Source organism: Kitasatospora sp. NPDC094016, from assembly GCF_040304045.1.
In the GTDB taxonomy this organism is placed as follows: domain Bacteria; phylum Actinomycetota; class Actinomycetes; order Streptomycetales; family Streptomycetaceae; genus Kitasatospora.
In genome coordinates this window covers 33,238-53,753 of record NZ_JBEOUK010000045.1, presented here as the reverse complement: position 1 = coordinate 53,753, position 20,516 = coordinate 33,238, and the positions used below count along the sequence as shown (strand labels likewise).

Annotated in this window: 17 protein-coding genes and 1 pseudogene; 11 read left to right on the top strand and 7 right to left on the bottom strand. The window is 74.0% G+C overall.

Annotated features, from left to right (window positions below; translation table 11 throughout):
* Positions 1-209 precede the first annotated feature (209 nt).
* The gene (locus tag ABT015_RS30795; RefSeq protein WP_350884921.1) at positions 210-902 is read left to right on the top strand and encodes an HAD family hydrolase; all 693 of its coding nucleotides are present in this window, start codon (positions 210-212) and stop codon (positions 900-902) included.
* 238 nt (positions 903-1,140) lie between these two features.
* Here the strand turns inward: ABT015_RS30795 and dhaL are convergent.
* Positions 1,141-1,797: pseudogene (gene dhaL, locus ABT015_RS30790) on the bottom strand (dihydroxyacetone kinase subunit DhaL); the annotation flags it as partial.
* Positions 1,794-2,831: a dihydroxyacetone kinase subunit DhaK gene (locus ABT015_RS30785; RefSeq protein WP_350884919.1), complete on the bottom strand. Its 1,038-nt coding sequence runs from the start codon at positions 2,829-2,831 to the stop codon at positions 1,794-1,796. The pseudogene dhaL and the gene ABT015_RS30785, both read right to left, overlap by 4 nt.
* A gap of 351 nt (positions 2,832-3,182) precedes the next feature.
* Here ABT015_RS30785 and ABT015_RS30780 point away from each other — a divergent pair, with 351 nt between their 5' ends.
* From ABT015_RS30780 to ABT015_RS30760, 5 genes are all read left to right on the top strand, one after another.
* Positions 3,183-3,275: an Ms4533A family Cys-rich leader peptide gene (locus tag ABT015_RS30780; protein ID WP_317620150.1), complete on the top strand. Its 93-nt coding sequence runs from the start codon at positions 3,183-3,185 to the stop codon at positions 3,273-3,275.
* Positions 3,276-3,419: 144 nt separating this feature from the next.
* A complete protein-coding gene (locus ABT015_RS30775) occupies positions 3,420-5,138 on the top strand; it encodes an ABC transporter substrate-binding protein (RefSeq protein WP_350884916.1) in 1,719 nt (572 codons plus the stop codon).
* 32 nt (positions 5,139-5,170) lie between these two features.
* Positions 5,171-6,244 carry an ABC transporter permease gene (locus tag ABT015_RS30770; RefSeq protein WP_350884913.1) on the top strand — a complete coding sequence of 358 codons (1,074 nt, stop codon included), beginning with the start codon at positions 5,171-5,173 and terminating at the stop codon, positions 6,242-6,244.
* Entirely contained in the window at positions 6,241-7,230 is a 990-nt protein-coding gene (locus tag ABT015_RS30765) for an ABC transporter permease (RefSeq protein WP_350884910.1), read from the top strand. Before ABT015_RS30770 ends, ABT015_RS30765 begins: the two co-directional genes overlap by 4 nt.
* An 11-nt stretch (positions 7,231-7,241) precedes the next feature.
* Positions 7,242-8,960 (top strand): ABC transporter ATP-binding protein, encoded by a 1,719-nt coding sequence (locus ABT015_RS30760; RefSeq protein WP_350884978.1) that lies wholly within the window; start codon positions 7,242-7,244, stop codon positions 8,958-8,960.
* A gap of 76 nt (positions 8,961-9,036) precedes the next feature.
* Here the strand turns inward: ABT015_RS30760 and ABT015_RS30755 are convergent, their stop codons facing one another.
* Entirely contained in the window at positions 9,037-9,564 is a 528-nt protein-coding gene (locus tag ABT015_RS30755; protein WP_350884975.1) for an NUDIX hydrolase family protein, read from the bottom strand.
* Positions 9,565-9,850: 286 nt separating this feature from the next.
* On the opposite strand from ABT015_RS30755, the gene ABT015_RS30750 reads away from it, so the two are divergent.
* The 4 genes from ABT015_RS30750 to ABT015_RS30735 all read left to right on the top strand — a co-directional run bounded on the left by ABT015_RS30750 (position 9,851) and on the right by ABT015_RS30735 (position 14,444).
* Positions 9,851-10,669, top strand: a complete 819-nt coding sequence (locus ABT015_RS30750; protein WP_350884907.1) for an AfsR/SARP family transcriptional regulator — start codon at positions 9,851-9,853, stop codon at positions 10,667-10,669.
* 83 nt (positions 10,670-10,752) lie between these two features.
* Positions 10,753-11,541 carry an SDR family NAD(P)-dependent oxidoreductase gene (locus ABT015_RS30745; RefSeq protein ID WP_350884904.1) on the top strand — a complete coding sequence of 263 codons (789 nt, stop codon included), beginning with the start codon at positions 10,753-10,755 and terminating at the stop codon, positions 11,539-11,541.
* Between the two features lie 63 nt (positions 11,542-11,604).
* Positions 11,605-13,911 (top strand): condensation domain-containing protein, encoded by a 2,307-nt coding sequence (locus tag ABT015_RS30740; RefSeq protein ID WP_350884901.1) that lies wholly within the window; start codon positions 11,605-11,607, stop codon positions 13,909-13,911.
* Positions 13,912-13,964: 53 nt separating this feature from the next.
* Entirely contained in the window at positions 13,965-14,444 is a 480-nt protein-coding gene (locus tag ABT015_RS30735) for an SRPBCC family protein (RefSeq protein WP_350884898.1), read from the top strand.
* Positions 14,445-14,600: 156 nt separating this feature from the next.
* Here the strand turns inward: ABT015_RS30735 and ABT015_RS30730 are convergent, their stop codons facing one another.
* Positions 14,601-16,241: an FAD-dependent monooxygenase gene (locus ABT015_RS30730; protein WP_350884895.1), complete on the bottom strand. Its 1,641-nt coding sequence runs from the start codon at positions 16,239-16,241 to the stop codon at positions 14,601-14,603.
* A 77-nt stretch (positions 16,242-16,318) separates the two neighbouring features.
* Here ABT015_RS30730 and ABT015_RS30725 point away from each other — a divergent pair, with 77 nt between their 5' ends.
* Positions 16,319-16,861: a CGNR zinc finger domain-containing protein gene (locus tag ABT015_RS30725; RefSeq protein WP_350884892.1), complete on the top strand. Its 543-nt coding sequence runs from the start codon at positions 16,319-16,321 to the stop codon at positions 16,859-16,861.
* Between the two features lie 245 nt (positions 16,862-17,106).
* Here the strand turns inward: ABT015_RS30725 and ABT015_RS30720 are convergent, their stop codons facing one another.
* From ABT015_RS30720 to ABT015_RS30710, 3 genes are all read right to left on the bottom strand, one after another.
* Entirely contained in the window at positions 17,107-18,180 is a 1,074-nt protein-coding gene (locus tag ABT015_RS30720) for a PIG-L deacetylase family protein (RefSeq protein WP_350884889.1), read from the bottom strand.
* Between the two features lie 507 nt (positions 18,181-18,687).
* A complete protein-coding gene (locus tag ABT015_RS30715) occupies positions 18,688-18,993 on the bottom strand; it encodes a hypothetical protein (protein ID WP_350884886.1) in 306 nt (101 codons plus the stop codon).
* Between the two features lie 373 nt (positions 18,994-19,366).
* Complete coding sequence (locus ABT015_RS30710; protein WP_350884883.1) at positions 19,367-20,515, bottom strand: helix-turn-helix domain-containing protein; 1,149 nt, start codon at positions 20,513-20,515, stop codon at positions 19,367-19,369.
* Position 20,516 lies beyond the last annotated feature (1 nt).

Genomic DNA, 20,516 nt, shown 5'->3' with positions numbered 1-20,516 from the left:
CGAAACATATCGATCGTAACGTTGCGATCGTTATGTTCCGGGTCGTTTTCTCCGGCCCGGACGCCGAGGCGCGTCGTTGTGCCGCACTCCAGATTCCGGCCCCGGACAGGTCGGCAAGCGGCGACGGCCCCAGGCCGTGGCCGCCCCCCTCGTCCCGACGCGCACTCCGGCGAATCCCACAGAGCCAATCCCACCTGAAGGGCGTAGGCATGACCGTGGAGAGAATCAACGACTGGACCCCTGCAGCCGTCGTCTTCGACTGCGACGGCACGCTGATGGACACCGAGTCGCACTGGCACCAGGCCCGTGCGGAGGTGCTGCGGGGCTACGGACTCACGGCCGGACCGGAGTTCACGGCGCGCGCGGCCGGGCTGCACTACTCGGACTGCGGGCGGCTGATGGCCGAGACCGCCGGCGACCCCTCGCTCGCACCGGAGCTGACCGACCGGCTGCTGGCGAGCTTCCGGGCCCTCGTCGACGCCGACCCGGTCCCGATGCCGGGCGCGGCCGAACTGGTCGGCCGGCTCAGCGGGTTCGTCCCGCTGGCGGTCGCCAGCAACTGCCCGCGCGACGTGATCGAGGCCGGACTCGGCGGCGCCGGACTGCTCGAACACTTCGAGCACATCGTGGTCCCGGCCGAGGGGATCGGGCCCAAGCCGGCGCCGGACGTCTACCTGACCGCCGCCCGGCTGTGCGGCGCCGAGCCCACCGACTGCCTCGCCGTGGAGGACACCTTCTGCGGCATCCGCTCGGCCGTCCTGGCGGGGCTGCGGGTGATCGGTGTCGGACCGCACCCGTCGGCCGAGGCCCGGGAGGCGGTCGACCTGTGGGTCGCCACCCTGGGCGAGCCGGGACTGCTCGACTGGGTCCGGCGCCGGAGCGCTCTCGCCCTCACCAGCTGAGCAGCCCCTGGCCGGGCAGCCCCTGCCCGAGCAGCGCCCGGCGGAGCGCAAGCCGGCTGGGGAGCCGGCTGGGCGCCGCCCGGCCGGGGCCCGGCGGTCACGGTCCGGCGGGGGCCGGCTCGGGGCCGCACAGCGGATCGGGTCCGCCGAACGCGGTGTCGGTGGACGTGGTGTCGGTGGACGCGGCGTCGGTCGGCGCGGCGTCGGTGGACGCGCTGTCAGCAGCGCTGTCATCGCGCAGCACGCCGTCCAGCGTCCGCGGCACCGCGTGCGCCGAGGCGAACAGCAGCGCGATGCCCACGGCGCCCGGGTCGGGCACTCCCGAGGCCCGTTCGCCGAGATAGCTGGCCCGGCCGCGGCGGGCCCGCAGGGCCCTGGTCCGGCGGACGCCCGCCGCGGCGGCGGCGGCGGCCGCCGCGAGGCAGTCGTCCGGGCGGGCATCGGGAGTGCAGCCGCGCAGGGCCAGGGCGGCCGGGTGCAGGGCGTCGACGAGCGTCTTGTCACCCGGCCGCGCCTCCCCCACCCGCTGGACGGCCTCCAGCGCCGCCGTCGCTCCCCGGGCGAGGGCCGGGCCGGTCAGCGGGCCGGTGCCGACGGCCGCCGCCAGCTCCTGGAGCACCAGGCCGAACAGCGGCCCGCTCGTCCCGCCGACCTCGTCCAGGAACGCGCCCGCCGCCGCGCCCAGCGGTACCGCCGCGGCCTGACGCCCCGGTGGCAGCCGGTCCAGCGCGGCCAGGGCGCACCGCACGCCGGTGAGCAGGTTGACGCCGAAGTCGCCGTCCCCGGCGGCCTGGTCGAGCCGGGTGAGCTCCTCCTCGGTGACCGCGACGGTCTCGGCGAACCGCCGCATCCAGCCCGCCGTGAAGACGCCGTCGAAGGCCTTCGTGCCCGTCATCTCCTGACCTCCTGGTGACCGGGGGCCGGCGCCGATTGCGCGACCGGCCAGGCCGCCGTGTACGCGGGGGCGTCGAGCAGCGCGAGCGTCTGTTCGTCGGCGGCCAGCAGGGTGATCGAGAACCCCCGCATGTCGAGAGCGGTGACGTAGTCGCCGACCAGGCTGCGCGCCAGGCGGCGCCCGCCGGTGTCCAGGACGGCGGCCAGTTCGTACAGGACCGCGTACAGCTCCAGGCCGGTGGTCGCGCCCAGCCCGTTGACCAGCGCGACGAGGGGGGCGCGGGCCGGGCGCAGCGCCTCCAGCAGGCGCAGCGCCATCCGGCCCACCAGGACGGCCAGTGGTTCGCATTCCAGGGAGAGTTCGGCCCGTTCGCCGTGGATGCCGACGCCGAACTCGACCGTCCGGTCCGACACCTCGAAGGCCGGCCGGCCGGTGGCCGGGGAGGTGTGTGCGGCGCCGGCCACCGCGATGCTGCGGCAGCGCCCGGCCAACTCGGATCCCAGAAGGGAGAGTTCCGCCAGTCCGAGGCCGAGGTCGGCGGCCGCTCCGAGGATCTTCTGCACCAGGACGGTGGCCGCCGTCCCGCGCCGGCCGGCGGCGACGGACTCGGACTCGGAGGCGAGGTCGTCGTCCACCAGGACCCTGGCGCACGGTATGCCCTGGCGGTGCAGCCGTTCGGCCGCGATGCCGAAGTTGATCCGGTCGCCGGTGTAGTTCTTCACGATGTGCAGGACGCCGTCCTCGCCGGCGACCGCGCGCGAGGCCTCGAAGATCTGCCGGTTGTGCGGTGAGGCGAAGATCCGGCCCGGGCAGGCGGCGTCGAGCATGCCCCGGCCGACGAATCCGACGTGCAGGGGCTCGTGCCCGGAGCCGCCACCGGAGAGCAGTCCGACCCGGCGTCCGGGGGCCCGGTCACGGGCGCGGACGAATCCGAGGTCGGGGTCGTGGACGACGAGCGATGGGTGGGCCCGGGCGAATCCGGCGAGTGCGCTCGCCACCAGGGCGTCCTGATCGGTTTCGAGGTAAGGGGCCACGTCCGGCTCCGCTCGGTAGGGCGGCCGCGCTGCGCGCGATCGCCGATCACGTTCACCCATGCTTGGGCAGGCGCCCGCGCGCGGCAACCCGCAGACGGAGGTGCGCGAGGGCCCTGGACGGCCGCCCGGCGGGCGGTTGCGGGCCTTCGGGGCGCCGGCGCCCCGAAGGGTCGCGGCACCCACTCGGGTGATGTCGTGCCCGCCGGTCCGGCGGGCACGGGCCCCGGGTTTCCCCCCGCTTCCGCGCGATCTCCCGGCGCCCGGGCCGTAATCCGTTCCCGGCGTTCCCGTGGCGGCCGGATGTTATCCGGAGTTTTGACATTCCGCTTAAAGTCATACAGTCTTCTCGGCATGTCTGACCGTCACCCGATCGAGTGCGCCGCCATTGAGCTGGCGCTGATCGGCGTGGCCGCGCACTGCGTTTCCGACAATCTCTGTCGCTGAATCCGCCTGTCCCGACGCGTAGCGGTGATCGCCGCCCCGGGACGTCGCCCCTTCCTGCGGGCGCGGTGCCGCTCACTCTCCTCACGGCCTCACTGTCGCCCGCCTTCCTCCGTACACCATCGGTAGCGAAAGGCCCCCTTTCCGATGTCTCGAACCACCTTCACCCCCCGCCACCTCGCCGCGGCGACCGTCACCGTCGCCCTGGCCGTCGCAGTGGCGGCGTGCGGACCGAAGGGCGACGGCGGTGGAAGCGCCGGCAAGGACGCCGCACCGCAGCAGGGTGGCACCCTCACCGTCCTCAACCAGCTCCCCCAGGAGCAGTTCGACCCCGCACGGCTCTACACCTCCGGCGGCGGCAACGTCCCCTCCCTGGTCTTCCGCACCCTCACCACCCGCAACCGCGCCGACGGCGCGGCCGGCACCAAGGTCGTCCCCGACCTCGCCACCGACACCGGCACCCCCTCCGAGGGCGCCACCGTCTGGACGTACCACCTCAAGGACGGCCTGAAGTACGAGGACGGCTCGCCGATCACCACCGCCGATATCAAGTACGGCATCGAAAGGTCATTCGCCCCCGAACTCTCCGGCGGCGCACCGTTCCTGAGGGATTGGCTGGTCGGCGCCGCCGACTACCAGGGCCCGTACAAGGACGGCCGCACCCTGGACGCGATCGAGACGCCGGACGAGAAGACCATCGTCTTCCGCCTCAACAAGCCCGAGGGCGACTTCCCGTACCTGGCCACCCAGACGCAGTTCGCCCCCGTCCCGAAGGCCAAGGACACCGGGACGAAGTACCAGGAGCACCCCGTCTCCTCCGGCCCCTACCAGGTCGTCAAGAACGAGAACGACGGCGCACACCTCGTCCTCAAGCGCAACCCCAACTGGTCCGCGGCCAACGACGACCAGCGCAAGGCGTACCCGGACACCGTCGACGTGCAGTCCGGGCTCGACCCGGCGGTGATCAACCAGCGGCTCACCGCCGGCACCGGCGCCGACGCGGCCGCCGTCACCACCGACACCAACCTCGGCCCCTCCGAGCTCGCCCAGGTGAAGGACGACAAGGCCCTCGCCGCGCGCGTCGGCACCGGCCACTTCGGCTACGTCAACTACCTGGCGTTCAACCCCAAGGTCAAGCCCTTCGACAACCCCAAGGTCCGGCAGGCCGTCGCCTACGCGCTCAACCGCACCTCGGTCGTCAACGCCGCCGGCGGCTCCTCGCTCGCCGAGGCCGCCACCACCTACCTGCCCACCCAGGAGACCTTCGGGTACACGCCGTACGACCCGTTCCCGGCCGGCCCCACCGGAAACCCGGAGAAGGCCAAGGAACTGCTGAAGGAGGCCGGCTACCCGGACGGCCTGACCATCACGCTCACCCACTCCAGCGCCGCGGGGAAGGGCTACGGCCCGGACCTGGCCACCGCCGTCCAGGACGGCCTGAAGGCGGCCGGGATCACCGTCCAGCTCGACGCCCTGGACTCCACCAGGTACTCCAAGACGATCCACACCGTCAGCACCGAACCCGGCCTCTTCCTCTCCGGCTGGGGCGCCGACTGGCCCTCCGGCGGCCCGTTCCTCGCGCCGATCTTCGACGGCCGGCAGATCGTCACCGACGGCTACAACTTCAACTCCGCGCAGCTGGACGACCCGTCGGTGAACGACGAGATCGACCAGATCAACAAGATCACCGACCACGCCGAGGCCGCCAAGCGCTGGGGCGCCCTGGACAAGCGGATCGGCGACCAGGCCCTGACCGTCCCGCTGTTCCACCCCGTCTACAAGCGGCTGTCGGGCAAGGACGTCCGCAACATCGTCATCAGCGACTGGACGGGCGTGCTCGACATCTCCCAGGTCGCGGTCAAGTAGCGGACGGGATCGGACGGATCGGTCAGACAACCATGGCTCCACAGGAACCCCGGGCCGGGGAGGCCCTCGCGGCCTCCCCGGCCGCCGGGGGCCGGACGGTGTGGCGGCGGCTGCTCGCGCGGCGCGCCGTCCTCGCCGCCGGCCTCGTCATCGCCCTGCTCGCCCTGATCGCGGCAGCGGCACCGCTGCTCAGCGCGATCGAGGGCCAGGACCCCACCAGCTACCACAACGACCTGCTCGACTCGGCGGCCGGCGGGGTGCCCACCGGCTCCTTCGGCGGCGTCAGCGCCGAACACTGGCTCGGCGTCGAACCCGGCACCGGGCGCGACGTGTTCGCCCGGCTGGTCCACGGCGCCCGGATCTCGCTGCTCGTCGCCGTCGGCGCCACCCTCGTCCAGGTCACCATCGGCGTCCTGGTCGGCCTCGCCGCGGGCCTCGGCAGCCGGCTGCTCGACCAGCTGATCGGCAACACCACCGAGGTGATGCTCGCGCTGCCCACGCTGGTCTTCGCCATCTCGCTGATGGCCGTCGTGCCCTCCGACTTCCCCCGCCCGCTCCTGCTGACCCTGGTCATCGGGCTGCTCGGCTGGGCCGGCACCGCCCGGCTGGTCCGGGCGCAGACGCTCAGCCTCCGCCAGCTCGACTACGTGGCCGCGGCCCGGCTCGCCGGCGCCACCCGGTGGCGGATCGCCCGCCGGGAGCTGCTGCCGTCCCTGGCGGCGCCGGTCATCACCTACGCCGCGGTGCTGCTGCCGTCCAACGTGATCGCCGAGGCCGGGCTGTCCTTCCTCGGCGTGGGCGTCAAGCCGCCGACCTCGTCGTGGGGCCAGATGCTCTCCGGCGCGACCACCTGGTTCCGCGCCGACCCGATGTACGTGCTGCTCCCGTCCGCGCTGCTGTTCGCCACCGTGCTCGCCTTCACCGTGCTCGGCGACGCCGTCCGCACCGAGCTCGACCCCCGCGCGGCCTCCCGGCTGCGGGTCGGAACGGCGCGCGGCGCCGGCTCGTCGGGCAGCGACATGCCGGGCACCGCATCGCCGGGCAGCGGCACGCCGGACCCCGCCCGCCCCGGCCCGTCGACCACCGCCGAGGAGGCCCCCGCATGACCCGCTTCCTGCTCCGCAGGGCCATCGGCATGGTCGGCGTCCTGCTCGCCATCTCGCTGATCGTCTACGCGGTCTTCTACATCGCCCCCGGCGACCCCGCCCAGCTGGCCTGCGGCGAGAAGTGCAGCCCCGCCCAGGTCCTCCAGGTGCGCGAACGCCTCGGCCTCGACGCACCGGTCTACCTCCAGTACGCCCACTTCCTCCAGGGCGTCGTCGCCGGCCGCGACTTCAGCGCCGGGACGGGCCTGCTGCACTGCCCGGCGCCGTGCCTGGGCGTCTCCTACCGCAGCGGCGAGCAGGTCACCGACATGATCGCCGCCCGGCTCCCGGTGACGGCCTCGCTGGCACTCGGCGCGATGGTGCTCTGGCTGGCCCTCGGGGTCGGCACCGGGCTGCTCTCCGCGCTGCGCCGGGGCCGGCTCGGCGAGCGGCTGCTGACCGCGCTGACGCTGGCCGGCAACTCCGTCCCGGTCTTCGTCATCGGCCTGGTGCTGCTCATCGTCCTGTGCGCCCAGCTCCAGTGGCTGCCGTTCCCGAGCTACGTACCGCTCACCGAGGACCCGCAGCAGTGGTTCTGGGGCCTGCTGCTGCCCTGGGTCTCGCTCGCGCTCATCGAGTCCGCCAAGTACGCCCGGCTGACCCGCTCGTCCATGCTGGAGATCCTCGCCGACGACCACATCCGGACCTTCCGGGCGTACGGCGTCAGCGAGCGGCGCCTGGTGACCAGGCACGCGCTGCGCGGCGCGCTCACCCCGGTGATCGCGCTCACCGCCATGGACCTCGGGACGATGTTCGGGTCCGCCGTGCTGACCGAGTCGCTGTTCGGGCTCCCCGGGCTCGGCAAGCTGCTGGTCAGCTCGGTCAGCCTGATCGACCTGCCGACCGTCGTCGGCCTCACCCTCGTCACCGGGTTCGCCGTGGTCCTCGCCAACGTCGTCGCGGACGTGCTCTACGCGGTGACCGATCGAAGGGTGGTCCTGACGTGAGCGCCGAACCCCTGACTCCTCCCCTGGTCGACGTCCGGGACCTGGTCGTCGACTTCCCGGTCGGCGACGGGCACGTACGCGCCGTCGACGGCGTGGGCTTCACCCTGGAGGCCGGGCAGGCGCTCGGCATCGTCGGCGAGTCCGGATCGGGCAAGAGCACCGTCGCCTACGGACTGCTCGGCCTGCACCGCGGCACCGGCGCCCGGGTCGGCGGCTCCGTCCGGGTCGCCGGCGTCGACGCCGTCACCGCCGAGGGCGACGAACTGCGGCGACTGCGCGGCGGGTTGGCGGCCATGGTGTTCCAGGACCCGCTCTCCGCCCTCGACCCGTACTACGCCGTGGGCGACCAGATCGCCGAGGTCGTACGCGTCCACCGGGCCGTCTCCCGCCGGGCCGCCAGGGCCCGGGCCGTCGAGGTGCTCGGCCGCGTCGGCATCCCCGATCCGGCACGGCGCTCGCGCTCGCGCCCGCACGAGTTCAGCGGCGGCATGCGCCAGCGGGTGCTGATCGCGATGGCCCTGGCCTGCGAGCCGCGGCTGCTGGTCGCCGACGAGCCCACGACCGCGCTGGACGTCACCGTCCAGGCCCAGATCCTCGACCTGCTGCACGAGTTGCGGGCCGAGACCGGGGCCGGGCTGGTCCTCGTCACCCACGACCTGGGGGTGGTCGCCGGGAGCGTCGACCGGGTGCTGGTGATGAAGGACGGCCGGGCGGTGGAACACGGCCCGGTCACCGAGGTGCTGGGCGCGCCGCGCGAGCCGTACACCCGCGCGCTGCTGTCGGCGGTGCCCCGGGTCGACGCTCCGGGCGCCCTGACCGGGCCTGCCGGGCCTGCCGGACCTGCCGGACCTGCCGGAGGCACCGCCGCCGACGGAGTCGCCGAGCGCACGGACAGCGACGTTCTGCTCGAAGCCACCGACCTGCGCCGGGAGTTCGCCACCCGCGGCGGCCTCACCCGCCGCGCGGCCCCCGTGGCCGCCGTGGACGGCGTCTCGCTCACCGTGCGCGCGGGCGAGACGCTGGGCATCGTCGGCGAGTCCGGCTCCGGCAAGACCACGCTCGGGCGGATGCTGGTCCGGCTGCTGGAGCCGACCGGCGGCCGGCTCCACTACCGCGGCCGGGACATCGGAGCGCTCGGGGAGAAGGAACTGCGCCCGCTCCGGCGGGAGTTGCAGATGGTCTTCCAGGACCCGGTGTCCTCGCTCAACCCGCGCCGCAGCATCGGGGAGTCCATCGCCGACCCGCTGCGCATCGCCGGCGAGAGCGACGAGCGCCGCATCCGTGCCCGGGTCGGCGAGCTCCTCGAACGGGTGGGCCTCGACGCCGACTGGTACCACCGCTATCCGCACGAGTTCTCCGGCGGACAGCGCCAGCGGGTCGGCATCGCCCGGGCGCTCGCACCGCGGCCGCGACTGATCGTCTGCGACGAGCCGGTCTCCGCACTGGACGTCACCACCCAGGCCCAGGTGGTCGCGTTGCTCGGCGAGTTGCAGCGCGACCTCGGCCTCGCGCTGGTCTTCATCGCCCACGACCTGGCCGTGGTCCGGCAGGTGAGCGACCGGGTCGCGGTGATGCGGGCCGGGCGGATCGTGGAGCAGGGCGACGCCGACGCCGTGTACGACTCCCCCCAGCACGCGTACACCAAGGGCCTGCTGGCGGCCGTGCCGGTGCTGGACCCGGTCGAGGCGACCGCCCGGCGCACCGCGCGACTGGCATCCACCGGAGCCTGACGGGCTCCCCGACCAGCCCCGACCGACTCCCGGCCGGGGCCCGCATCCGGCGAGGTGCGGGCCCCGGCCGGAGTGCTCAGCTCAGGCAGCCGACGTGCGCCAGGGCCCGCTTGAGCAGCGCCCCCTGACCGCCGGGCATGTCCTGCTGCACCAGCGGGGAGGCGGCCTCCTGCGGGCTGAACCAGACCAGGTCGAGCGCGTCCTGGCGCGGCCGGCAGTCGCCGGCCACCGGCACGACGTACGCCAGCGACACCGCGTGCTGGCGCGGGTCGTGGAACTCGGTGATCCCCAGGGTCGGGAAGTACTCGGCGACCGTGAACGGTTGCAGCGAGGCGGGGATCCGGGGCAGTGCCACCGGGCCGAGGTCCTTCTCCAGATGGCGCAGCAGGGCGTCGCGGATCCGCTCGTGGTGCAGCACCCGGCCGGAGACCAGCGTGCGGCTGACCGTCCCGTCCGGTCCGATCCGCAGCAGGAGGCCGATCTGGGTGACCTCGCCGGCGTCGTCGACGCGGACCGGCACGGCCTCGACGTACAGGATCGGCATCTTGGCGCGGGTGGTCTCCAGCTCCTCGGGGGCGAGCCAGCCTGGCGTGGTTTCCGTCATGTCAGCCATTCGCCGATCGTACGTTCCCGGGCCCCGTCCGCGCCGGGCGCCCCGCCCGTCACACCGTCGAGCGCCGGCCCGCCGCACCGGCCCGCCGCGCCGCGCCGCCCGGAGGCGCCCCACCAGAGCGCCCGGAACCGCGCTCGACGGGCACTTGAGGAATCCGGCCCTTACCCCTCGGCCCAACTAGGGTGCGACGCGTCCGCCCCACCATTCCGTCGACCCGAACAAGCAGCCGAATGACGCCCACCCGAGCGGACGCCCCGCGCCCGAGAGGAGAACCGCCATGCACCTCAAGGTCCTCGGCCCCCTCACCGCCGACCTCAACGGCATCTCCGTCGTCCCCACCGCCGCCAAGCAGCGCCAGATCCTGGCCCTCCTCGCGCTCTACCCGAACCGCATCCTGCCCACCGCCACCCTGATCGAGGAGATCTGGGGCGACGACCCGCCCAGACAGGCGCTCACCACCATGCAGACGTACATCCTGCAGCTGCGCCGCCGGATCACCCAGGGCCTCGGGCCGACCCCGCACATCACCGCCAAGGACATCCTGACCACCCGGCACGGCGGCTACCAGCTCACCACCCACCCGGACAACCTCGACGTCCACACCTACAGCCTGCTCACCGCCCAGGGGCAGCACGCCTTCAACCACGGCCACGACCACCAGGCCGCCACCCACTTCCGGCAGGCCCTCGCGCTCTGGCACGGCCCGGCCCTGGTCGACGTGCGGCCCGGGCCGATCCTCGCCATCGAGATCATGCGCCTGGAGGAGAGCCGCCTGATCACCCTGGAACGCCGCATCGACACCGACCTGCGGCTCGGCCGGCACAACGAGCTCATCCCCGAACTCACCCACCTCACCCACCAGCACCCGCACCACGAAGGCCTGCACGCCCAGGCCATGGTCGCGCTCTACCGGGCCGGCCGGCAGACCACCGCCCTCGCCACCTACCACCACCTGCGGCACCGCCTCACCACCGAGCTCGGCATCCAGCCCTCCCCGCACCTGCAACACGTGCACCACGCGATCCTCACCCTCGACCCCGCCCTCAACACCCCGACCACGGCCCACCCGACCACCTACAACCTCTACCCGGCCTGAGCTCCCGCCCCGACCACCCCACCGACCCCGACCACCCACCACCGGCCCGAGCTCCCAGCCCGCCCTCACCCCCAGGACCCGCCATGACCACCGCACCCGAGCAACCCCTCGCCCTGATCACCGGCGGCACCCGCGGGATCGGCCTCGCCATCGCCCGCGAGCTGGGCAGCCGCGGCCACCGCCTCTTCATCTGCGCCCGCACCGGCCCGCACATCACCGACGCGCTGGCCACCCTGCGCGGCGAGGGCCACCGGGCCGACGGCACCACCTGCGACGTACGCGACCCCACCCAGGTCAGCGCGCTGATCCGGCGCGTGGTGGCCGAGCACGGCCCGATCACCGTGCTGGTCAACAACGCCGGCCGCACCGGCGGCGGGCCGATCGCCACCACCACGGACGAGCTCTGGTACGACGTCATCGACACCAACCTGAACGCCGTCTTCCTCGTCACCCGGGAGACCCTCAAGCACGGCCACCTCACCGGCACCGCGCACCCGCGGATCATCAACATCGCCTCCACCGCCGGGAAGCAGGCCGTCACCCTCGGCGCCCCGTACACCGCGAGCAAGCACGCCGTGATCGGCTTCACCCGGGCACTCGCCAAGGAACTGGCCCCGACCGGCACCACCGTCAACGCCATCTGCCCGGGCTACGTGCACACCCCGCACACCACCCGGATCCACCACGAGTACGCCACCGCCTACAACACCACCCCCGAGACCATCCACCAGCACTTCCAGACGCACATCCCGCTCGGCCGCTACACCACCCCGGAGGAGGTCGCCTCGCTGGCCGGCTACCTCACCTCCCCGACCGCCGCCAGCATCACCGCCCAGGCGCTGAACGTCTGCGGCGGCCTCGCCACCCAGTAACCCCGGCGCAAACCCTGGCCGGCCCACGGGAAGGAACCGGGCTCCGGTGCCCGCTGATCAGCGATGACGAACCGTCACTTCTCCAGCGCACCCGTCACCCTGCTGGTGGCCGGCGCCCCGTCGCCCGAGCCCTGCCTGCCCGCCGCCCGCCCGCCGAGACGGCTCGACACCGGCGCGGTCAACGCCGCGCTGGCCCGCACCGCCACCCGCCGGTGGCGGCCGCCGCAGCCGCGCGGGGCCGGCCGGCCCCCGGAGTTCCTGCTGATCGAGCTGCAGCAGACGTACGAGGCCGACGTGCTGCGCGCCGCCCTGCGCGCCGTCGACGGGGCCGGTCCCACGCCCCAGGACCGGGCGGACGCGCTCTGGGAGCGCACGGTGGACGGCCCCGACGGGCTCGACCGGGTCCTGGCCGACCTCGGACGCGCCCTCGCCGCCGGAGTGCGGCTGCGCGCCGTCCTGGTTGAGGACCGCCGGCACGGCCTCCGGCGCCTGTTCGTCGGCATCGCCGCCGGACCGTCCGCGCGCGCCGCCGCACTCGTGGAGCGGCTGCGGGAGGCCCTGGCGCACCCGCCGGAGCCCGTCACGGTGCCGACCAGCGCGCTGCAACGGGAGATGCTGCGCCAGGTCATCGGGCGCGCCGACCACGGCGGGCGGCACGTCGAACAGCTGTCCTGGAACTGGCACGGGCCGCTGGACACCGCCCGGTTCACCGCCGCCTGGCAGTCCGTGTTCGACCACGAGACGGTGCTGCGCGCCGCCTTCGACTGGGACGACACCACCGGCGACCCCTGGATGGTGCTGCACGAACGGGCCGTCCCCGACGTCACCCGGCACCCGCACGGCGCGGTCGGCTGGGACGACCTGCTGGAAGCCGACCGGCACCGCGGCTTCGACCTGCGCCGACCCGCCCTGCTGCGCGCCACCCTGCTCGACTCCGGCCCGCAGGACGCGGACGAAGGGCCGGTCACCCGGGTCCTGCTCACCTACCACCACGCGATGCTCGACGGCTGGAGCGTGCGGCTGCTCCTCCAGGCCTTCTACCGCGCCTACCTGACCGGCGGAGTCCTGCCCGGCGGCGAGCGCCGCCCCGACGTCCGCGACCACGCCCGCTGGCTCGACGCCCAAGGGAGCGACGCCGCCCGGCAGTTCTGGGCCACCCGGACCGCCGCCGGCGCCGTCCTCCCGCTCGCCCCCGACCCGACCCGGCACGGCAGCGGACGCGCCCGGCGCCGGCTCACCCCGTACGAGGCGGTCCGGCTGCGCGGCTGGGCGGCCGGCTGGGGGGCGGGCGAGAGCAGCGCCCTCCAGGCCGCCTGGGCGCTGCTGCTCTACCGCGCGGCGCAGCCCCACGAGCAGAGCCGTCCGGCCCGGGCGGTGCGGGTCGGCTTCGCGGTGACGGTCTCCGGGCGGGGCATCCCGCTGGACGGCATCGACCGGCTGCCCGGCGCGCTGCGCAACCCGCTGCCGATCTCCGTCCGGGTGCACCCGAGCACGACGGTGCCGCAACTGCTCGCGGCCCTGCGCGACGGCGTGCTCGACCTCGCCGCCTACGAGTGGGTCTCGCCCGGACAGGCCCACCGCTGGAGCGCCACCCCGCGCGGGCAGCAGCCGCACAGCCTGGTCGTCCTGGAACACCAGCCGACCGCCCCGCACCACCTGCGGCTGGAGACCGACCTGGCCGCGCACGGCATCCACGTGGAGAACCCCGTGCCGGCCGGCACCTTCACCTCGTACCCGATCACCCTCGCCGCCCACTACGACGCCACCGGCGGACTCGTCCTCACCACCACCCACGACCGCGCCCTGCTGGCCGACCGGGACGCCGTCGAACTCCTCAGCCAGAGCGCCCACCTGCTGCGCACCTTCCCCGACCTGCCGAGCGGGCTCAGCACCTCGGAGGTGCTGCGCTCCACCCTCGCCGGACACCCGGCGCCCCGGCCCGGCGGGCCCGCCGACCACCCGCCGGGCCCGGACGGCCCGACGGACGGCCCGGCCGTCCGGCTGGAGGTGCTGCGCCGGGCCGCCCGCCCCGGCGCGGGCTGGGTGCTGCTGCTGCCCCCGCCCGACGCCCCGCACACCCGCTACCCCGGCACCGCGCGCGGCTGGCCAGGGCCGCAGGCCCTCGGCGTGCTCCGCCCGGCCGCCGGCCCGCCGTCACCGGCCGCCTACCGCCCGGTCCTGGCCCCGCTGCTGGAGTCCCCGGCCCCGGTCGCCCTGGTCGCCGCGCCCGGCAGCGGCGTCACCGCCTACGAGGTCGCCCGGCTCGGCCCGCAGGCCCGCCCCCCGCTGGTCGTCCTGCTCCCCGACGACGCCGCCCCGTCCGACCTGTTCGCCCTGGCCCCCCTCCTCGGCGGCACGCCCCCGCCGTGACGCGCCGCTGGCGGTCGTACCGTGACACCCTGCCCGCAGCCGTACCGTGAGGCATGGCCCGCTTCGTCCTGACCCGCCGTTCGCCCCTGTCCCCGGCCGTCTGCTGGGAGCAGCTGACCGCCTGGCCCCGGCACGGGGACCGGGTGCCGTTCACCCGGGTCACCGTGGTGCGGGGCGGTGGCGGGCGGGCGGGGGACGCCATCCTGGCCCGGACGGTCATCGGGCCTTTCCGGTTCGACGACCCGATGGAGATCGTCGGCCTGACCGCCCCCTCGGCCGGGCGCGACGGGCTGTGCCGGCTGGAGAAGCGGGGCCGGCTGGTACTCGGCTGGGCCGAACTGCGCGTGCGGGCCCCCGGCCCGGACACCGGGCAGGCCGGGGAGACCGGCGGATCCGAGGTGACCTGGACGGAGGAGCTCCGGGTCGCGCGCCTGCCCGCGCTGTTCGACCCGCTCGTGGCCCGCGCCGGGCGCCTGGTCTTCGGCCGGGTGCTGGACCGGTTGCTGGAGCCGGGGGCGGCGGCTGCGGCCTGACGTCGCGCCGGAGCCGTCACGGCCGGCGGACGTACCCGCGCGGGTCGCCGTCGACCGTGACGCGGTCGTGCTCCGCCGGCGTTCGGTGGCGGGCCCGGCCAGTGGCGCCGGGCCGGCCGGTGGCGTCGGGTCGGCCGGTGGCGTCGGGTCGGCCGCCTACGCCGACAGGATCCGCCGCAGGACTTCCCGCAACTCGGCGCCGTCGGCGGGCGGGTGGGGCGCCTGCCAGGCGATGTGGCCGTCGGGGCGGGTGAGGAGCGCGCCGGTGGCGGGGAGGCCGGAGAGACCGGGCCAGTCGGCGGCGGGCAGTGGCCGCAGCACGACGGGCAGGCCTGCCGCCGCGGCGGTGTCGGCCTGGTGTTGCCAGGCGGGATCGCCGGCGGCTGTGAGCAGGGCGAAGCCGGGGCCGACGAGGTCGAGCGTCGACGCCGCCCCGGGGAGTCCGGCCGGGCGCAGGTGCGGGAGGCGGCCACCGGGCCCGCCGTCGGGGTGCTCGCCGTCCGGGTCCAGCGGCGGGCGGGCGGGGGCGTCGGGGTCGGCGTGGACGGCGGTGGAGCGGTAGGCCGCGGTGAGCAGCAGTTCGTCGTCGATCCGGTAGCCGGTGCGGGCACGGGAGTTGGCGAGGGACAGGTCGATGACCTGGCGGGCGACGGGGCGGCGCTCGGCCTGGTAGGTGTCCAGCAGCGCTTCGCCGGCCGACCCGGCCACGACCGCGGCGAGCTTCCAGGCCAGGTTGTCGGCGTCGCCGATGCCGGTGTTCATGCCGTGCCCGCCGGTGGGGGGCGTCACATGGGCCGCGTCGCCCGCGAGCAGGACCCGTGACCGGCGGTAGGTGTCGGCGAGTCGGGCGTCCAGCCGCCAGGTCTGGGTGTCCCGGACGGTGACGTCGAGGTCGGGCAGTCCGGCGGCGTCGCGCACCAGCCGGGCCAGTTGCCGGTGGCCGCCGAGGAGGTCGGCGAGGTCGCCGCGCCCGGGGTCGTAGGGGTGCTGGTAGATCCAGTGCCGGTCGTTGTCCACGGCCAGGAAGCCGCCGCGGCCGGGCTCGGTGAGGAAGTAGGAGGCGCTGGCCCGGTCGGCGACGACCTCGCCGAGCGGCGCCTCGAAGCGGATGCTGAGGAAGTGGCCGAGGCCGGTCGGCCCTGCCATGGCGATTCCGGCGCCGGTGCGGACGGTGCTCGCGGCGCCGTCGCAGCCGATCAGCCAGTCGGCGCGCACGGTGTGCCGGTCGCCGGTGGCCCGGTCCTCCAGCACCGCGTGCACGCCCTCGCCGCCGCCTGCGGATGCGCCGGCGGCGGCGGGCTCGGTGAACTCGGTCACCTCGGTGAACTCGGTGAACTCGGTGAACTCGGTGAACTCGGTGAACTCGGTGAAGGAGAGCAGCCGGGTGGCGAACCGCACGCCGTCCGGGGCGAGTTCACGGGCTCGGCGCAGCAGCACGGCCTCCAGGGCGTCCTGCGAGCAGATGAGCCCCGGCGACGGGGTGCGCTCGGCGCCGCCGTCCGGGGCGGCGGCCACGCCGGTGCGTACGAAGTCCGGGTCGACGAGGTCGCGGCCGCGGTAGAAGAAGACGTGCGAGGCCGGGAGCCCGGCCTGCCGGACGTCGGCCTCCAAGCCGAGCCTGCGGAAGATCTCCATCGATCGCGCGGACACGCCACGGGCCTTGGGGTGGCGGGAGGTGCCCTGGTGCGCCTCGACGAGCAGGTGCGGCACGCCGTACCCGGAGAGCAGGAGCGACATGGTCAGGCCGACCGGGCCTGCGCCGACGATCAGGACGGACGTCGTTGCCGGGAATCGCATGCCACTCCTTCGTAACGCCTAATCTTGGATTTCGACGTTACCATGGGGTGCGCAAACGATCGGAAGGGGCGCACCCCATGACCCAGGACCACGACGGCGGCAACCCCCGCGGCCTCCACTTCGTCACCGAGCTCGCGAACACCGTCCGCGCCGACCCCGAGGCGGGCGCCGCCGACCTGCAAGCCCTCCTGGAACGCCACGGAGGCCCGCCCTTCCGCCTCACCGACGCCGACGCCCGCGAGCTGCGCGAGGCCACCGCCCCGCTGATCGGCATCCTCGCCCTCCACGACGAGGACGAGGCGGCCGAAGCGATCAACACCCTGCTCGACCACTACCCGGCCCGCCCCCGCCTCGTCCGCCTCCCCGGCCGCCCCTGGTCGATGCACACCCAGGCACCCCCGACCGCCGGACTCACCCACTGGCTGCTCTCCACCTCCGCCCTGGCCCTCGGCCTGTGGCTCAGCGAGCGCGGCACCTGCGCCTGGGGCGAGTGCGCCGCCCCCGACTGCGACCGCTTCTTCATCGACACCGGCCGCCGCACCCCGCAGCGCTTCTGCACCCCGCGCTGCGCCACCCGGGTGCGGGTCGCCGCCCACCGGGCCCAGCGCGCCACCGGCTGACGGCCCGCCCCTCCCCCACCGTTCAGCCGGCCGAGGCGGACCCCCAGACCGCGTAGCCGCCGAGCAGGTCGCAGGTGGCCCGGCGGCCGTGGTGGCGACGGCGGCGGCCGCGCGCCGGGGGTGAACGGGCATGAACGGGCTTTCCGTCGAGGCGTGGTGCAGCGCTCGACGACCCGACCGGCGGTTGGGAAACGAACCGCCCGGGGCGGTCGGCGGTGCGGCGCCGACACGCGCCCGGCGGTCCGTCAGGACCACCCCCACTGCGGCTTGCCGCTGTACTTGCCCCCCTTCTTGAAGCCGATGTCCCCGTACTCGTAGTCGTCGTTGGGGACGGCGAAGACGTACTCGTGCGGGTCGGCCGCCGCGCCCTCCAGCTTCTCCGAGGCGCTGTGGTAGCCGAGCGCGTAGAGGTTCTTGGACGGCTTCCAGGTGTTGTAGCAGGCGATGGCGTTGAGCTTGGTCTGCATGTGGGCCGCGGGGATGTTCAGCACGTAGGCGGCGCCGTTGCCGCGGGAGGCGAGCGGGTAGTCGTAGGCGTAGACGAAGTTGAAGCGCACATCGGTGAGCTTGCCCGCCCTCGCCAGCTGCACGGCCGCGTCGGAGATCGCCTTGTGGGTCGCGCTGACCTCCAGCCAGCCCGCGGTGAACTTGTGCGAGGCACCCGGGTACTGATCCGCGATGGACGCGATCTTCGACTTGACCGTCTTGGTGAACTTCTCGAAGGCGTCGTCCCCGTTCCACGCGGAGTCGGAGATCTTCAGGTTGATCACCTTGTCGACGCCGAGGACGGCGGCCGAGGCCATGAACTCCGCGGTCCGGGAGGGCACGATCATGCCGACACCGTCGGTCGGCCAGTCCAGCCCATGGGGGCCGTGAGCCGCGCAATGGTTCTTCTTGCGCAGCTCGCACTCCATCTTCTCGCCCTCCTCGTCCTTCTCGTTCATGATCCTCGCCAGCCCGTCGTTCTCGCCCAGCGTCACCAGCACCAGGTACACGGGCCGTCCGGCAGCCTTGTGCTCCAGGATCGACCCGGCCAGGCCCAGCACCTCGTCGTCCTGGTGCGGCGAGTAGAAGATCGCCGGGGCGGACGCGGCCGAGGCCTTGCCTCCCGTCAGGCCGGTGCCCAGGAGCGTTGCCCCGGCCAGCGCACCCGCCGTCAGCACCCGCCGCCGGGACAGGCCCGCGCGGCCGATGTCGGCCATCGCCGCCTCCTGCCGGCCCCACCGGGCCGTCCCGTGCTCCGCACCGCCCAGCCCGGCGGGACCGGCACCGGTGGAAGCCGAGATGTCGAGGCGGTGGCGGAAATGACGATCGGCCATGGGCAGGCTCCTTGGACACGGCGCCACGAAGGCGGCACGGGGGCAGTACGGGAATGAGAGTCGAAGGTGACGGCGGCCCGCCCCACGGGCGAGCCGCCCGGCGGACGAACCACCAGGTCACGCCCCCGACACTACGAAGCGCTCTCGCCACCGGGCGTCACCCACCGGAACGAGGACCAGGCTCCCGTTCCCGCCCCGGCCCGGCACCCTGCTCCCCGGTCCCGGCCCGCCCATCGGCGGGAGCGGCTGCCGGTGCGTCGTACCGGTTCCGCGGCCGGTGGATCCGTTCTGCCGGACGCCCCGCCCTGCCCCGCCCGTTCGTGCGGGAGCACGGGACGTCGGACCGGCGACTCTGCTGGCGAAGTAGCTGATTGGGGTCAGGCCGCGAGGAGCCCAGGTCCGCGCGGAATGCTCGACTTCCAGGCCTTGATCCTTCGAACTGAGCCTGGTTCGCGCGACCCGATCGTGCCGGCTCGGGACCAGTCCTGCCTCTATCCCGCCAAGCAGCTACGGGCGTTCATCGGCGCGAACGCTGGACGGGCCGCCCTGCTCCCAAAAATCGTACAGCGCCTTTTCCATGTCGGCCTTTAGCTCGTACAGCTTCCCCGACAGAAACTGCTCATGCTCCGACAGGAAATCGCCTGATGCGGCTCGCTTCTGCAAGTCGCCGATCGTCTTCGCCAGGATTTCAACACTTATATTGGCTGCTTCGTTGTAACCGTCCGCAAACTCGTCATCAAGGCGCCTATTTCCCGACTTCCTCGCATGGTCGATGAAGTACGACCCCGCCACCGGCCGCCAGCTCGGCAACACGCCGCAGGGACTGAGCCACCTGGCGCTAGTCAACGCCGCCGTCGCCCTCGGCGTGCCGTCCGTTCCCGTCCTTCCGCGTTCCCGGACCGGCGCCGTTGCCTCGCTCTGACGACGACCTCATGCCAACCGTCTCCAACCACATCGACGGCACCCCGGTCCGCCACGCCGTCCAGGCCGGCCAGGTCGGTGCGCCGCTCTGGACGGCTCCGGACGCCAAGGACATCCCGATCTGAACCGCCTCCGGCCAGTGAGCAACGTAGGACGCCGCTCCACACACTCAACAGCGCCCACCACACCGTCCCAGACGGTTCAGCCGTAGCTCAGGGGATGTGAATCCGCCATGTTCATCGCCGCCTCGCTGCCGGGCCAGAGGTCAGGCCGCTATCTCGGCCCGCAGCAGTGCCAAGGCGTCGCCCGCGCGCTCCCGGACCTCGGGCAGGCTGCGGCCGGCCCGCAGGACGCGCTGGAGCTGGTGCGGCAGGTGGTGGATGGTCGCCCCGTCGACCGCCGCGCCGAGCTGCTGCGCCGCTCCGGTGGAATCCCCCTTCCTCAGCAGCACCTCGCCCGCGGTGATCGCCGCGATGATCCGCCACTGGGAGGTCGCCGCGAGTCCGACGACGGGCGCGCGGTCGAGCTGCCGGACAGCCTCTGCGACGCGGCCCGTGCTCATGAGACCGCGGAGGCGGACCTCGTGGAGGGTGAACTCGGAGAACAGGGCGGTGGGCGCCGCCTCGTCCAGGAGACGGTGACCCTCCTCGATCGCGGTGTCGAAGACGACGGCGTTGCCTGCGGCCCCGGCGGCGCGGGCGAGCAGGACGACCGCCTCGGCGCGTTCGGTGGCGGTGCGGGCGGTGTCACGGGCCTGCCCGAGCCGGTCCAGCGCCCGCAGGTGCAACCCCGCTTTGCGCAACTCGTTGCCGTGGTGACGCAGAGCGTTGGCGTGCAGGCCGGGGTCGCCCAGGCGCCGGGCGACGTTCAGGCCCTTGCCGGTCCAGCGGGCGGCGGTGGCCAGGCGCTCCTCCGGCAGGACATGGCCGAGGGCGACGCCGAGGCCGACTCGGGCCCGGGCGAGCAGGCACAAGGTGTCGAGGTCGGTGTGACCGTCGGCGGTGCGGGCCTCCAGGCGGGCGACCAACGGCCACAGTTCCGCGACAGCGGTGGTGGCCTGGCCGGCCTGGCGGGCGATCTCGGCCAGGCGCAGCACGGATTCGGCGAGCTGGATCACAAGTTGGTGGTCTCCGTCCGCGTCGTCGGTGATACCGAGGCAGTGCGGCGGGAGGCCGAGGCGTTCGGCGATGTGACGCAGGGCGCCCAGGTCGGTGATGGTACGCGAGCCGGTCTCGATACGGGAGACGTAGCTGGTGGAGTAGCCGAGGACGTCGGCGAGCTCTTGTTGCGGCAGCCCGTGGAGTTCGCGGTAGAGCTGGAGGATCTCGGGCAGGGCTCGGCGGCACAGGATGTCCTGGGCTCTGGGGGTGGTCCAGTGCCAGCGGATGCCGCCGTGGGGGTCGATCCGGGTCACC

What these genes read in the sequence shown, in the direction of transcription:
- ABT015_RS30795 (WP_350884921.1), top strand. Translation starts at nt 210, where the DNA reads ATGACCGTGGAGAGAATCAACGACTGGACCCCTGCAGCCGTCGTCTTC.
- ABT015_RS30780 (WP_317620150.1), top strand. Translation starts at nt 3,183, where the DNA reads ATGTCTGACCGTCACCCGATCGAGTGCGCCGCCATTGAGCTGGCGCTG.
- ABT015_RS30775 (WP_350884916.1), top strand. Translation starts at nt 3,420, where the DNA reads ATGTCTCGAACCACCTTCACCCCCCGCCACCTCGCCGCGGCGACCGTC.
- ABT015_RS30770 (WP_350884913.1), top strand. Translation starts at nt 5,171, where the DNA reads ATGGCTCCACAGGAACCCCGGGCCGGGGAGGCCCTCGCGGCCTCCCCG.
- ABT015_RS30765 (WP_350884910.1), top strand. Translation starts at nt 6,241, where the DNA reads ATGACCCGCTTCCTGCTCCGCAGGGCCATCGGCATGGTCGGCGTCCTG.
- ABT015_RS30755 (WP_350884975.1), bottom strand. Translation starts at nt 9,564, where the DNA reads ATGACGGAAACCACGCCAGGCTGGCTCGCCCCCGAGGAGCTGGAGACC.
- ABT015_RS30750 (WP_350884907.1), top strand. Translation starts at nt 9,851, where the DNA reads ATGCACCTCAAGGTCCTCGGCCCCCTCACCGCCGACCTCAACGGCATC.
- ABT015_RS30745 (WP_350884904.1), top strand. Translation starts at nt 10,753, where the DNA reads ATGACCACCGCACCCGAGCAACCCCTCGCCCTGATCACCGGCGGCACC.
- ABT015_RS30740 (WP_350884901.1), top strand. Translation starts at nt 11,605, where the DNA reads ATGACGAACCGTCACTTCTCCAGCGCACCCGTCACCCTGCTGGTGGCC.
- ABT015_RS30735 (WP_350884898.1), top strand. Translation starts at nt 13,965, where the DNA reads ATGGCCCGCTTCGTCCTGACCCGCCGTTCGCCCCTGTCCCCGGCCGTC.
- ABT015_RS30730 (WP_350884895.1), bottom strand. Translation starts at nt 16,241, where the DNA reads ATGCGATTCCCGGCAACGACGTCCGTCCTGATCGTCGGCGCAGGCCCG.
- ABT015_RS30725 (WP_350884892.1), top strand. Translation starts at nt 16,319, where the DNA reads ATGACCCAGGACCACGACGGCGGCAACCCCCGCGGCCTCCACTTCGTC.
- ABT015_RS30720 (WP_350884889.1), bottom strand. Translation starts at nt 18,180, where the DNA reads ATGGCCGATCGTCATTTCCGCCACCGCCTCGACATCTCGGCTTCCACC.